Origin of the sequence: Cryobacterium sp. HLT2-28, assembly GCF_004402495.1 — a bacterium.
Classification (GTDB): Bacteria; Actinomycetota; Actinomycetes; order Actinomycetales; family Microbacteriaceae; genus Cryobacterium; species Cryobacterium mannosilyticum.
The window spans coordinates 486,023-499,472 of sequence record NZ_SOFH01000023.1 but is presented as its reverse complement, the minus strand read 5'-3'; the positions used below and the strand labels follow the sequence as shown (position 1 = coordinate 499,472).

The window sequence follows — 13,450 nt, the reverse complement described above, 5'->3', positions numbered from 1 at the left end:
AAGGACAACTCATGACTAGCAGTCAATTGGCCATGGCCCAGCTGAACACCGGGGAACGTGCACTGGCGCTCCTCGGCGGCGAGGCCACCGACGCGAACCTGCGCCGGTACCTGCACGGCATTCCGGGGATCGACGCCGTCGGCCTCGAACAGCGCGCGGCCGACCTCGGTACGCGCTCGGTGAAGACCAGCTCGAAGAAGTGGGCGCTCGACAAGATCATCAGCCTGATCGACCTCACCACCCTCGAGGGCGCAGACACCCCCGGCAAGGTGCGCTCCCTGGTCGGCAAGGCCCTCACTCCCGACCCGGGAGACCCCGCCTGCCCCCGGGTCGCCGCCGTCTGCGTCTACGGCGACCTGGTTCCCATCGCCGTCCAGGCGCTCGGTTCCTCCCACGCCGCCGGCACCGCCACCGGAATCAACGTCGCGGCCGTCGCCACCGCCTTCCCGAGCGGGCGGGCATCCCTCGCCGTCAAGCTTGCGGATGTCGGCGACGCCGTCACCGCGGGCGCCGACGAGATCGACATGGTCATCGACCGGGGCGCGTTCCTCTCCGGCCGGTTCGGCCAGGTCTACGACGAGATCGTCGCCGTGAAGGAGGCCTGCAAGCGGGCCGACGGAAGCTACGCCCACCTCAAGGTGATCCTCGAAACCGGGGAACTGAACACCTATGACAATGTGCGCCGCGCGTCCTGGCTGGCCATCCTGGCCGGCGGCGACTTCATCAAGACCTCCACCGGCAAGATGGCGCCCGCGGCGACGCTGCCCGTCACGCTGTCGATGCTCGAGGTCGTGCGGGACTGGAAGCGCCTCACCGGTGCCAGGGTCGGCGTCAAGCCGGCCGGCGGCATCCGCACCTCCAAGGACGCCATCAAGTACATCGTGACCGTCGCCGAGACCGTCGGGGAGGAATGGCTCACCCCGAGCCTGTTCCGGTTCGGCGCCTCGAGCCTGCTCAACGACGTGCTGATGCAGCGCCAGAAGATGACCACCGGGCACTACTCCGGCCCCGACTACGTGACGATCGACTAAGGGAATCACCAATGAGCTTTCTTGACTACGCTCCGGCACCGGAGTCCCAGGCAGTGCTGAACCTCCGCTCGGACTACGGCCTGTTCATCAACGGCGAGTTCGTCGCCGGTCGGGGCGTTCCGTTCCAGACCATCAACCCGGCCACCGAGAAGCCGATCGCGATGATCGCGCACGCCAATACGGCGGATGTCGACACCGCCGTCGCCGCGGCCCGCCGCGCCTACGACCGCACCTGGTCGAAGCTCTCCGGCAGTGACCGCGGAAAATACCTCTTCCGGATCGCGCGCCTCGTGCAGGAACGCGCCCGCGAGCTCGCCGTCGCCGAGACCCTCGACAACGGCAAGCCGATCAAGGAGAGCCGCGACGTCGACGTTCCCCTGGTCGCCGCGTGGTTCTTCTATTACGCGGGTTGGGCCGACAAGCTCGATCACGCCGGAGTCGGACCGACCCCGTCCTCCCGCGGCGTCGCCGCCCAGGTGATCCCGTGGAACTTCCCCCTGCTGATGCTGGCGTGGAAGATCGCCCCTGCCCTTGCCGCCGGGAACACGGTCGTGCTGAAGCCCGCAGAGACCACCTCGCTGACCGCACTGCTGTTCGCCGAGATCCTGCAGCAGGCCGACCTGCCCGCCGGAGTCGTCAACATCGTCACCGGTGGCCGGGAAACCGGCCAGGCGCTCGTCGGCCACCCCGACGTCAACCTGGTCGCCTTCACCGGCTCGACCGGGGCCGGCCGGGCCATCGCCCGCTCGGTCGCCGGAACCGACAAGAAGGTCATCCTCGAGCTCGGCGGCAAGGCCGCGAACATCGTCTTCGACGACGCGCCGATCGACCAGGCCGTCGAGGGGATCGTCAACGGAATCTTCTTCAACCAGGGTCACGTCTGCTGCGCGGGAAGTCGCCTGCTGGTGCAGGAGAGCATCCACGACGACGTCATCGACCGGCTCAAGCAGCGCCTCTCGACGCTGCGCCTCGGCGACCCGCTCGACAAGAACACCGACATCGGCGCCATCAACAGTGCCGACCAGCTGCGCCGCATCCGTGAGCTCACCGAGATCGGGGAGCAGGAGGGCGGCGAACGCTGGAGCCCGGCCTGCGTGCTGCCGGACAGCGGATTCTGGTTCGCGCCGACGATCTTCACCAATGTGTCCACCAGCCACCGCATCGCCAGGGACGAGGTCTTCGGCCCGGTGCTGTCGGTGCTCACCTTCCGCACCCCGGCCGAGGCCATCGCGAAGGCGAACAACACGCCGTACGGCCTGTCCGCCGGGATCTGGACCGAGAAGGGCAGCCGCATCCTCGCCGTCGCCGACAAGCTGCGCGCCGGAGTGATCTGGGCGAACACCTTCAACCGGTTCGATCCGGCCAGCCCGTTCGGCGGCTACAAGGAATCCGGCTACGGACGCGAGGGCGGCCGCCACGGCCTCGCCGCGTACCTCAAGCCCGCCGCCGGCCGGTCCGCCGCGCGCACCGTCACGACGGCCCCCGCCGAATCCTCGCCCGAGCTCGACGCGAAGGCCCCCGTCTCACGAAAGAAGGCCGCAAAGTGACCCGCCTCGCCGTTCCCAAGACCTACAAGCTCTACATCGGCGGCAAGTTCCCGCGCAGCGAGTCCGGCCGCGTCTACGAGATCCGTTCTCACGGCGGGGACTTCCTCGCCAACGCCGCGCAGGCCAGCCGCAAGGACGCCCGCGACGCGGTCGTCGCGGCACGGTCGGCCCTCGGCAGCTGGGCCGGCGCCACGGCGTACAACCGCGGACAGGTGCTCTACCGGATCGCCGAACTCCTCGAGGGCCGCCGCGTGCAGTTCATCGACGAGATCGTGCAGACCGAGGGTGTGACCACGGCCGCGGCATCCGCCCAGGTCGACGAGGCGATCGACCGCTGGGTCTGGTACGCCGGCTGGGCCGACAAGTACGTGCAGGTCGCCGGCAACGCGAACCCGGTCTCCGGGCCGTACTTTAACATCTCCGTGCCCGAACCCACCGGCGTCGTGGCGATCATCGCCCCGCAGTCCGGCGGTTCGCTGCTCGGGCTGGTCAGCGCGGTCGCCCCTGCCCTCGTGGCCGGGAACACCGTCGTCGTCGTCGCGAACGAGACCATGCCGCTGTCCGCGGTCAGCCTCGGCGAGGTGCTCGCCACCAGCGACGTGCCCGGCGGGGTCGTGAACATCCTCACCGGTTCGCCGGCCGAGATGGCGCCGTGGCTGGCCAGCCACGCCGACGTGAACGCCATCGACCTCGTCGGGGCCGGTGACCTCGACTGGGTGCACCTGCAGATCGACGCAGCGGAGACCCTCACCCGGGTGCTGCAGCCGGAGAACGGCCCGGATGCCGCGAGCCCGTCGCTCGCCCGCATCGTGGCGTTCACGGAGACCAAGACGATATGGCACACCAAGGGCCTGATCTAGCGGCGCCCGCCCGTCGAATTCGACGGAGATTTTGCCCAAATCGGTCCAAAACCGGCTGCACAGGGCGCGAAACCAGAAAATCTCCGTCGAATTCGACAGGCATCGCGAGCCGAGTGGGCGGACGAACCGGCCGCGCCGCTACTCCTCGTGCGGCCGCTCGGTGTTGTCGTCGCGCAGCAGGTCCTCGAGGGCCTGGTCGACCTCGTCGAGCACGGGCTCCGCGCCCTGGGCCGAACTGGTCAGCCGGGCGACCAGGCTCTTCGGATCGTCGAGGTCGGCGCTCGTGGGCAGAAGGTCTGGGTGCGCCCAGAGTTGGTCGCGCGCCTCGTTGCCGACCGCATCCGTCACGGCCTGCCACATGGCGGCGGCCTCCCGCAGCCGGCGGGGCCGGAGCTCCAGCCCGACCAGGGTGGAGAAGGCGGACTCGGCGGGGCCGCCGGAAGCCCGGCGCCGCTTCACGGTCTCGGCGATCGCGTCCGCCTTGGGCAGCCGCCCCGTCGCCTCCGCCGTGACCACGTCGACCCAGCCCTCGACGAGGGCCAGCATGGTCTCCAACCGGTCGAGTGCGGCCAATTGCGCGTCGGTCTTCGGCGGAATGAGCGACCCGTTCACCATCGCCTGGCGCAATTCCTCGGGGTTGGACGGGTCGAAGCCCTCCGCCAGTTCCTCGAGCCGGCCGGAATCGATATGGATCCCGCGCGCGAAGTCGGTGATCGAACTGATCAGGTGCAGCCGGAGCCAGCGGGAATGGCGGAACAGCCGCGCGTGCGCGAGCTCGCGCACCGCCAGGTAGATCTGCACCTGGTCGGCGGGTACGTCGAGGCCCTCACCGAACTCGGCGACGTTCTGGGGGAGCAGGGCCGCCTGCTGGTCACTGAGCAGCGGGATCCCGACGTCGCCGCCGGAGACGACCTCGCTCGCGAGCTGGCCGACGACCTGCCCGAGCTGCATCGCGAAAAGGGTGCCGCCGATGCTGCGCATGACCTGGCTTGCGCCGGCCATCATGCCCTGCAGCTCCTCGGGGGCTTGTTCGGTGAGCACCCGGGTCAGCGAGTCGGAGATGCTGGTCGCGACCGGCTCGGCCAGCTGGGTCCAGAGCGGCATGGTCGCGGTGACCCATTCCTTGCGGGTCATCAATCGCGGCGTCGTGGTGAGTTCGGCGACGGAGATCACCTCGTCCAGCCAGAGGGCCGCGATGTGGAAGGCCTGGTCGAGGTCCGCGCGCTCCTTCGGGGTCGGTGAGAGAGCCCCGGCGGTCGCCCGTTCCTGGCCCTGGCTGAGCGCGATGTCCCAGTTGATGCCGCCGTCGCCACCGCCGCGCAGGGCGCCCTGCAGCTGGCTCATCAACGCTGCGATGCTGGCCGGGTCATTGGGCAGCCCGGCGGCCCCGGCGAGCTGGCTCGGATCGATCGACGACTTCCCGGACAGGATGTCGCGCAGCATGTCCCGGAACTCGTCTTCGGGATTGTGACCCTCTTCGGGTCGTGAGTCGTCGGCCACTTCAGGCACCTCTCAGTCGCGTGCCTCTACGCTATCCGGAGATCGGCTGTCCGAGCTGGGAAATGTCCTACGCTGGTGGGTCTGGTGTCCGCCTGTCGCGAACACGCAATCTGGAAGGAACCCGGTGGCCCTTTTCACCGATGACGCGCCACCGTCCGGCGAACATCCGCATCGACCGGGCCGCTCCGGACGGGCCGGCTGGATTGTGCTCGGCGTTGCGCTCACGATCGGCCTGATCCTGGGCGTTACCCCTTCGCCGTACGTGATCGAGAAGCCGGGGCCGGTCTACAACACGATCGGCGCGGCGAATCACAACGGAACCGAGACGCCCCTGATCACCATCCCCGGCGAGACCGTCTACCCGACCAAGGGCAGCCTCGACCTGCTCACGGTGTCGCTGGTCGGAAATCCCGACAACCGGCCGAGCTGGCTGAAGGTCGCCGCGGCGTGGCTCGACCCCAGCCAGGCGGTCATCCCGATCGATGCGGCCTTCCCGCCGAGCGTGACGACCAGGCAGCGTGACGAGGAGAACCAGGCCATGATGGTCGACTCGCAACAGGATGCCATCGCCGCGGCCCTGACCAACCTCGGCTACGACTACCCGACCGTCGTCTCCGTCGTCTCCCTGCCCAAGGACTCCCCGGCCCAGGGGATCATGAAGGCCGGCGACCAGGTCGTGTCCGTCAACGGCGCCGCGGTGGCCGACATCGCCGCGCTGCGGAAGGCCCTCAAGGCCAACGGCACCGAGACTCCCGCCAGCATCGGCATCGTCCGCGACGGCAAGAACCTCACCGTGCAGGTCGCCCCCGTGAAGTCCTCCACAGCCGGGGCCGTGGTCGTCGGCATCAACGTCACGACCTCCTACGACTTCCCGTTCGACGTGAAGATCCAGCTCGACCAGGTGGGCGGGCCGAGCGCCGGCATGATGTTCGCCCTCGGGATCATCGACAAGCTCACGCCGGGTGCGATCCAGGGCGGGGCGGATGTCGCCGGAACCGGAACCATCGACCAGGCCGGCACGGTCGGCCCGATCGGCGGAATCCGCCAGAAACTCGAGGGCGCCAGCGCGGCCGGCGTCGACTGGTTCCTGGCACCGGCGGACAACTGCAACGAGGTCACCGGACACATCCCCGACGGGCTCAAGGTCTTCGCGGTGAAGACGCTCGACGACTCGCTCGCGGTGCTGGACGCCATCCGCACCGACGGGGACCTGGCCAAGCTGCCCACCTGCCCGGCCGGGTGATCCGCTGCCCGCAGCAAGGGCGCAGGGTATCAGCGCCGTTGTTTCCCGCACCGGGGAGCACTGGCACCTGCGCGCCGCGCCGCTGCCTCTGCCTCTGCCGGAGCAGTTCCCTTCCGGGGGAGGTTTGAGCCTCGCGGTCAACGTGCAGCTAGGGAACGAAACCCCTGTCTAGACTAGACGTTGACCCTTATCGGACAGAGCAAGAGGCCAATTCGTGAGCACAAATTCATCCGCGGGCACCCCCCGACGGAGCAGAGCCCCCCTCGCCATCACGGCCGCGATCATCGCAGGGCTGGTGATTGTGTTCTTCATCTTCGCCGGACTGTACGCGGATGTGCTCTGGTTCGACCAGCTCGGCTTCCTCAGCGTGCTGACCACCCAGTGGTTCGCGGGCACGGTGCTGTTCCTGATCGGCTTCGTGGCGATGGCCCTCCCGGTCTGGGTGAGTATTCAGGTCGCCTACCGGCTCCGCCCCGTCTACGCCAAGCTGAACTCGCAGCTCGACCGGTACCAGCAGGTCATCGAGCCGTTGCGCCGCCTCGCCATGTACGGCATCCCGGCACTGCTCGGCCTGTTCGCCGGCGTTGCCGCCGCGACCCGTTGGCAGGTCGTGCTGATGTGGCTGAACAGCACCCCCACAGGCAAGACCGACCCCCAGTTCGGTTTCGACGTCTCGTTCTACCTGTTCGACCTGCCGTTCTTCCAGGCCCTGCTCGGCTTCGCGTCGGCCGTCGTGCTGATCGCGGCCATCGTGGCTGCCGCAACCAGCTACCTCTACGGTTCGATCCGGGTCAGCGGACGTGACGTGCTCGTCGCCCGTGCGGCCAGGATCCAGATCGCGGTCACCGCCAGCCTCTACCTGCTGCTCCAGGCGGTGAGCATCTGGCTGGACCAGTACTCCACCCTGACCGACACGAACGAGCTGTTCACCGGCGCCGGCTATACCGATGTCAACGCCACCATCCCCGGGCGGGCGATCCTCGCCGGGATCGCGGCCGTCGTCGCCATCCTGTTCCTGGTCACGGCGGTCATCGGCCGCTGGCGCCTGCCCGTCATCGGCACCGCGCTCCTGATCGTGAGCAGCCTGCTGCTCGGCTCGCTCTACCCGTGGGTGGTGCAGCGCTTCCAGGTCGTCCCCAGCGCCAAGACGCTCGAGTCGCCCTACATCAAACGCAACATCGACCTCACCAGGGACGCCTACGGCCTCGACAAGGTCGAGGAGGTCCCCTACAACGCGAGCACCACGGCCGAGCCCGGCGCGCTCCGCGCCGACGCCGAGACCACCGCGAACATCCGCATCCTCGACCCGGCCCTGGTCAGCGACGCGTTCAGCCAGCTCGAGCAGTTCAAGCAGTACTACCAGTTCCCGTCGAACCTCGACGTCGACCGGTACACGATCGACAAGAAGTCCCAGGACACCGTGGTCGCCGTGCGAGACCTCAAGCTGTCCGGCCTCAACGCCGGAGCCACCTGGGTGAACTCGACCATCGTCTACACCCACGGGTACGGCGTCGTGGCTGCCTACGGCAACCAGCGGTCGGCCGACGGCCAGCCGGTGTTCCTCGAGTCCGGCATCCCGAGCAGCGGGTCGCTTGGCAAGTACGAGCCGCGGGTGTACTTCGGCGAGAGCTCGCCGACCTACTCGATCGTGGGAGCCCCTGAGGGCAGCAAGCCGGTCGAACTCGACTACCCGTCCGGCACGGAGGGCGCCCAGCAGACCTACACGACCTTCACCGGCAACGGCGGTCCGAAGCTCGACAACGCCTTCAACAAGCTGATCTACGCCCTGAAGTTCCAGTCCGAGCAGATCTTCCTCGCCAACGACGTGAACGAGAAGTCGCAGATCCTCTACGACCGCGACCCGGTCACCCGGGTGCAGAAGGTGGCGCCGTACCTCACGCTCGACTCGGACGCCTACCCGTCCGTCGTCGACGGGCGCCTGAAGTGGATCATCGACGGCTACACCACCTCGGCCGGCTACCCGTACTCGACCCCGGTCGGGCTGAGCGACGCGATCGCCGACACCGAGACGCCGCCCCAGCCGTTCGCGCTCGACAACGTCAACTACATGCGCAACTCCGTCAAGGCCACGGTCGACGCCTACGACGGTTCCGTCACGCTCTACGCCTGGGACGACAAGGAGCCCATCCTGAAGACGTGGCAGAAGATCTTCCCATCGACGCTCAAGCCGATGAGCGCGATGAGCGGTGACCTGATGAGCCACGTGCGCTACCCCGCGGACCTGTTCAAGGTGCAGCGGAAGGTGCTCGGCAAGTACCACGTCACCGACCCCGGTTCGTTCTACTCGGTCGACGACGCGTGGACCACCCCGAACGACCCGGTGTCGCCGTCGACGAACACAACCCTGCAGCCGCCGTACTACCTCACCATGCAGGTGCCGGGGTCGGAGAAGCCGGCGTTCACGCTGTATTCGACCTTCATCCCTGACGCGACCGGCGCGACCAGCCGTAACGTGCTCACCGGCTATCTGGCCGTCGATGCGGATGCCGGGTCCACCGATGGCAAGCGTGCCGCCGGCTACGGCAAGATCAGACTGCTCACCCTGCCGAAGGACGACACCGTCCCCGGTCCGGGCCAGGTGCAGGCCAAGTTCAACGCCGACCCGACCGTGTCCACCCAGCTGAACCTGCTCAAGCAGGGCCAGTCGAAGGTGCTCAACGGAAACCTGCTCACACTGCCCGTCGGCGGGGGACTCCTCTACGTGCAGCCCGTCTACGTGCAGTCGACCGGTGAGACCAGTTACCCGCTGCTGCAGAAGGTGCTCGTGGCGTTCGGCGACCAGATCGCCTTCGAGGACACCCTCGACAAGGCGCTCGACGTGCTCTTCGGCGGTGACTCCGGTGCGAACGCCGGCGACACCAGCGTGCCGCCGACCACGACGACACCGCCGACCACGACGACCCCGCCGGCCACCGGGACGACCACTCCGCCGACGTCGACCGGCGACCCGGCGAAGGATGCCCAGCTCAAGTCGCTCCTCGCCGTCGCCAAGCAGGCACTCAGCGACAAGCAGGCGGCCCTGTCCGCCGGTGACTTCGCTGCTTACGGCACCGCGGACAAGAAGCTGGCCGACACCATCGCCAGCATGCTGGCACTGCTGGGGTAGCCCGGCAGGCACCATCCGCCACGCGCGGGTGCCGTGCCGCTCCGCCGGTGGTTCTTCCATCCGGGGGAGCGGCACGGCACCCGCGTTTCGGCGTCGGGGGCCAGTGAAAACGGGGGTTGTGGTCGGCCGGTTCGCGAGGCTGTNCGTTTCGGCGTCGGGGGCCAGTGAAAACGGGGGTTGTGGTCGGCCGGTTCGCGAGGCTGTGGTAAATTTGTACTTGTAGCGCGGGGTGGAGCAGTTCGGTAGCTCGCTGGGCTCATAACCCAGAGGTCGTAGGTTCAAATCCTGCCCCCGCAACCAATATCCCCCGGAATCCTCGTGATTCCGGGGGTTTTCTCATGCCCGGCCGCCTGGGCCGTGCACTAGCGGGGCTGTGGTAGATTAGATCTTGTAGCGCGGGGTGGAGCAGTTCGGTAGCTCGCTGGGCTCATAACCCAGAGGTCGTAGGTTCAAATCCTGCCCCCGCAACCAATAACCCCCGGAATCCTCGCGATTCCGGGGGTTTTCTCGTTCCCTGCCGCTCCTGCGAGGATAGGCGCGGGGCGGTCAACCGGGATCCTCCAGTGATCCAGGGAGAGCTGAATGCCTCTGCGCCCGTCTGACCCGACCGCCACGGTGCAGGCGGCCAGCCTCGGCACCGAGTTCTTCCGCCGCCGGCTCGACGCACTTCCGGACGGCGCGCTGGCGGGGGAGTCCCTGCTTCCCGGCTGGACCCGTGCCCACGTCGTGGCCCACGTCTGCTACAACGCCCTCGCCCTCGGCCGGCTGGCCCAGTGGGCCTCCACCGGCGTCGAGACGCCGATGTACGCCTCAGCGGAGGTGCGCAACACCGAGATCCGGGATGGCGCGCTCCTCGCCCCCGGCGCGCTGCGGCGACTCTTCGCCGACTCGGCGGCCCGCCTGGACACGTGCTGGGGTGACGTGCCCGAATCCCGGTGGGAGCACCCGGTGCGGAACGGCCAGGGCGCCATGGTCCCCGCGTCGGAAACGCGGTGGATGCGCACCCGGGAGGTGTGGATCCACGCGGTCGACCTGAACACGGGCGCCTCATTCCGGGACATCCCGGCACCGGTGCTCGAGCGCATCCTCGGCGACATCACCGGCGCCTGGCAGGCCAGGGGCGAGCCGGGCATCCGTCTGACGCCGACCGACTCCGCGAGCGCCTCCAGCGGGGCTGCGGATGCGGGGGTGCAGCTGCGCGGGTCCCTCGCCGCCCTGACCGCCTGGGCCGCCGGCAGAGGCTCACTGGGAGTATCTGCCGCCGCGGGGGACGTCCCTGCGCCGCCGCGCTGGCTCTGAACGCGGGAACGCAGAACGGCCCCGCACCTTTCGGTGCGGGGCCGTTCTGCGTTCAGTGGGCGGTCAGGCCTACTTGGCTGCCTTGCGTGCGGGCTTCTTGGCGTCGCCGTGCTCTTCGGCGCCGGTCTTGATCGCTTCGTCCACGACGGCGGCGCGGTTGGCGCGCACCTCCTTGAACGAGGTGCCGTAGTACGCGGCTTCCATGATGGTCTTCATGTCGGCGAGCATCGGCATGCGCGGGTTGGCCGGTGCGCACTGGTCGCCGTAGGCGCCCATCGCGAGGGCGTCGAGGCGACCGATGAAGTCTTCCTCGTTGACGCCCTGTGCCTGGAAGGACGGCTTGATGCCGACCTGGTCGCGCAGCTTCTCGACTGCCTGGGCGTAGGACTCGATGCCCTCTTCAGGCGTCGAGGCCGGGAGGCCGAGGTGCTTGGCGATCTGCTGGAAACGCTCGGGAGCGATGTAGCTCTCGTACTTGGGCCAGCTGGTCAGCTTGGTCGGGATGAGCCCGTTGTAACGGATCACGTGCGGCAGGTACGTGGCGTTCACTCGACCGTGGATCAAGTGGAGCTGCGCACCCGTGACGTGGGCCATCGCGTGACAAATACCGAGGAACGCGTTACCGAAAGCCATTCCGGCGATCGAGGACGCGTTGTGCATCTTCTCGCGGGCCTTGATGACGCCGGCATCCGTGCTGTTCGCCGTGCCGTTGGCGCTGATCGCGATGTTCTCGAAGATGAGCTTGATCGCGTGCAGGCAGAGGCCGTCGGTGAAGTCGTTCGCGTAGACGGAGACGTACGCCTCTGTCGCGTGCGTCAGGGCATCGAAGCCTGAGTCGGCGACGAGGAACGACGGCATCGCTGCGGTCAGCGACGGGTCGATGATCGCGACGGTCGGCAGCAGGGCGTAGTCGGCGAGCGGGTACTTCACTCCGCTGACCTCGTCCGTGATGACGGCGAACGGTGTCATCTCTGAGCCGGTTCCCGAAGTGGTCGGGATGCAGACGAGCTTGGCGAGTTCACCGAGGTCGGGGAACTTGAACGCGCGCTTGCGCACGTCGAAGAACTTTTCCTTCATGTCGGAGAATTCGATTTCGGGGTGTTCGTAGAGGAGCCACATGACCTTGGCGGCGTCCATCGGCGAACCGCCGCCGAGGGCGATGATCGTGTCGGGCTTGAAGGCCCGCATCTCTTCGGCACCCTTGGTGACGGCGGACACGGTCGGCTCGGGGAGCACGTTGTCGATGATCTGCAGCGACACGCGGTTCTCGCGGCGGTTGAGCACGTCGAGGATCTTGTCGACGAAGCCGAGCTTGGTCATGGTCGCGTCGGTGACGATGGTGACGCGTTCCACGTTGCGCATGTCCGTCAGGTAACGGATGGCGTTCGGCTCGAAGTACGTCTTGGCGGGGACCTTGAACCACTGCAAGTTGTTGTTCCTTCGACCGATCCGCTTGACGTTGATGAGGTTGATCGCCGACACGTTGTTCGACACGGAGTTGTGGCCGTACGAGCCACAACCGAGGGTCAGCGAGGGGATGAAGGCGTTGTAGATGTCACCGATGCCGCCGAGCGAGCTGGGGGCGTTGGTGATGATGCGAACGGCCTTGACGCGCTTGCCGAACTCCTCGATGATCGCGGGGTTCTCGCTGTGGATCGAGCCCGAGTGGCCGAGACCGTCGAATTCCACCATCTGCTCGGAGAGCGAGATGCCTTCTTCGGTGTCCTTGGCGTGCAGCACGGCGAGGACCGGGGCGAGCTTCTCGCGGGTCATCGGCTCGTGCGGTCCAACGCTTGCAACCTCGACCAGGATGATCGACGTGTCTTCCGGAACGGTGAATCCGGCCTGCTGGGCGATCCAGACCGGCGACTTGCCGACGACGGAGGCGTTCAGCTTGGCGCCGCCGCAGTTCTCCGAGTTGGCCTGCACGCCGAAGATGAACTCTTCGAGCATGGTCTTCTCGGCCGGGGTGACCCGGTAGGCGTGGAGGAGCTTGAACTCGGCCATGGCCTCGTTGTAGAGGGGCTCTTCGATGATGACGGCCTGCTCCGAAGCGCAGATCATGCCGTAGTCGAAGGCCTTCGAGAGCACGACGTCGTTGACGGCACGCTTGAGCTTGGCGCTCTTCTCGATGAACGCCGGCACGTTGCCGGCGCCGACACCGAGGGCGGGCTTGCCGCAGGAGTAGGCCGCGCGGACCATGGCGTTTCCACCGGTCGCGAGGATGGTGGCCACGCCCGGGTGGTTCATCAGCAGGGTGCTGGCTTCGAGTGAAGGAACTTCGATCCACTGGATACAGTTCTTCGGTGCGCCGGCGGCGATGGCCGCGTCGCGCACAATGCGTGCGGCGGCAGCGGAGGACTGCTGTGCTGCGGGGTGGAAGCCGAACACGATCGGGTTGCGGGTCTTGAGGGCGATAAGGGATTTAAAGATTGCGGTCGAGGTGCAGTTCGTCACCGGGGTGATTCCGCAGATAACACCGACCGGCTCGGCGATTTCGGTGATGCCGGTAATTTCGTCGTGGCTGATAACGCCGACTGTTTTAAGGTTCTGCATGGAGTTCGTAACGTGCTCGCATGCGAAGAGGTTCTTCACGGCCTTGTCTTCGAAGACGCCGCGGCCGGTTTCCTCTACAGCGTGAACAGCCAGTTCGGCATGCTTGCTGAGGGCCGCTACCGACGCCTTCTTGACGATGTGGTCGATCTGTTCCTGCGTGAAATTGGCATATTCGAGCAGTGCTTCGCTCGCGCCTTTAACCAGGGTGTCAATTGTTGTTGCAAGTGACTCGGTGACTGGTTTGTCGATTATTGTCATGGTGCCCCTCTTCGGCAGCCCAACTTGGG

The 13,450-nt window shown here is 67.3% G+C and carries 8 protein-coding genes and 2 tRNA genes; 8 read left to right on the top strand and 2 right to left on the bottom strand.

Going from position 1 to position 13,450, the window contains the following annotated elements; translation table 11 throughout:
• Positions 1-11: 11 nt before the first annotated feature.
• Genes deoC through E3O48_RS13850 form a run of 3 tightly spaced genes read left to right on the top strand, consistent with a single transcriptional unit; the run spans position 12 to position 3,438 of the window.
• A complete protein-coding gene (gene deoC, locus E3O48_RS13860; RefSeq protein WP_241982538.1) occupies positions 12-1,031 on the top strand; it encodes a deoxyribose-phosphate aldolase in 1,020 nt (339 codons plus the stop codon).
• A gap of 11 nt (positions 1,032-1,042) precedes the next feature.
• Positions 1,043-2,578: an aldehyde dehydrogenase family protein gene (locus E3O48_RS13855; protein ID WP_134539581.1), complete on the top strand. Its 1,536-nt coding sequence runs from the start codon at positions 1,043-1,045 to the stop codon at positions 2,576-2,578.
• Positions 2,575-3,438 carry an aldehyde dehydrogenase family protein gene (locus E3O48_RS13850; protein ID WP_134539580.1) on the top strand — a complete coding sequence of 288 codons (864 nt, stop codon included), beginning with the start codon at positions 2,575-2,577 and terminating at the stop codon, positions 3,436-3,438. Before E3O48_RS13855 ends, E3O48_RS13850 begins: the two co-directional genes overlap by 4 nt.
• 138 nt (positions 3,439-3,576) lie before the next feature.
• On the opposite strand, the gene E3O48_RS13845 is transcribed toward E3O48_RS13850, so the two are convergent.
• Entirely contained in the window at positions 3,577-4,938 is a 1,362-nt protein-coding gene (locus E3O48_RS13845; protein ID WP_370250048.1) for a zinc-dependent metalloprotease, read from the bottom strand.
• Positions 4,939-5,062: 124 nt separating this feature from the next.
• On the opposite strand from E3O48_RS13845, the gene E3O48_RS13840 reads away from it, so the two are divergent.
• The 5 genes from E3O48_RS13840 (at position 5,063) to E3O48_RS13820 (ending at position 10,607) form a co-directional block, all read left to right on the top strand.
• On the top strand, positions 5,063-6,181 hold the full coding sequence (locus E3O48_RS13840; protein ID WP_134539578.1) for a PDZ domain-containing protein: 1,119 nt from the start codon (positions 5,063-5,065) through the stop codon (positions 6,179-6,181).
• Between the two features lie 214 nt (positions 6,182-6,395).
• Positions 6,396-9,308, top strand: a complete 2,913-nt coding sequence (locus tag E3O48_RS13835; RefSeq protein ID WP_174774804.1) for a UPF0182 family protein — start codon at positions 6,396-6,398, stop codon at positions 9,306-9,308.
• A gap of 223 nt (positions 9,309-9,531) precedes the next feature.
• A tRNA-Met gene (locus E3O48_RS13830) sits at positions 9,532-9,608 on the top strand.
• Positions 9,609-9,702: 94 nt separating this feature from the next.
• Positions 9,703-9,779 (top strand) — tRNA-Met (locus tag E3O48_RS13825).
• 111 nt (positions 9,780-9,890) lie between these two features.
• The gene (locus E3O48_RS13820) at positions 9,891-10,607 is read left to right on the top strand and encodes a maleylpyruvate isomerase family mycothiol-dependent enzyme (protein WP_134539576.1); all 717 of its coding nucleotides are present in this window, start codon (positions 9,891-9,893) and stop codon (positions 10,605-10,607) included.
• A gap of 69 nt (positions 10,608-10,676) precedes the next feature.
• On the opposite strand, the gene adhE is transcribed toward E3O48_RS13820, so the two are convergent.
• Positions 10,677-13,421, bottom strand: coding sequence for a bifunctional acetaldehyde-CoA/alcohol dehydrogenase (adhE, locus tag E3O48_RS13815; protein WP_134539574.1), 2,745 nt, complete (start codon positions 13,419-13,421; stop codon positions 10,677-10,679).
• Between the last annotated feature and the right edge of the window lie 29 nt (positions 13,422-13,450).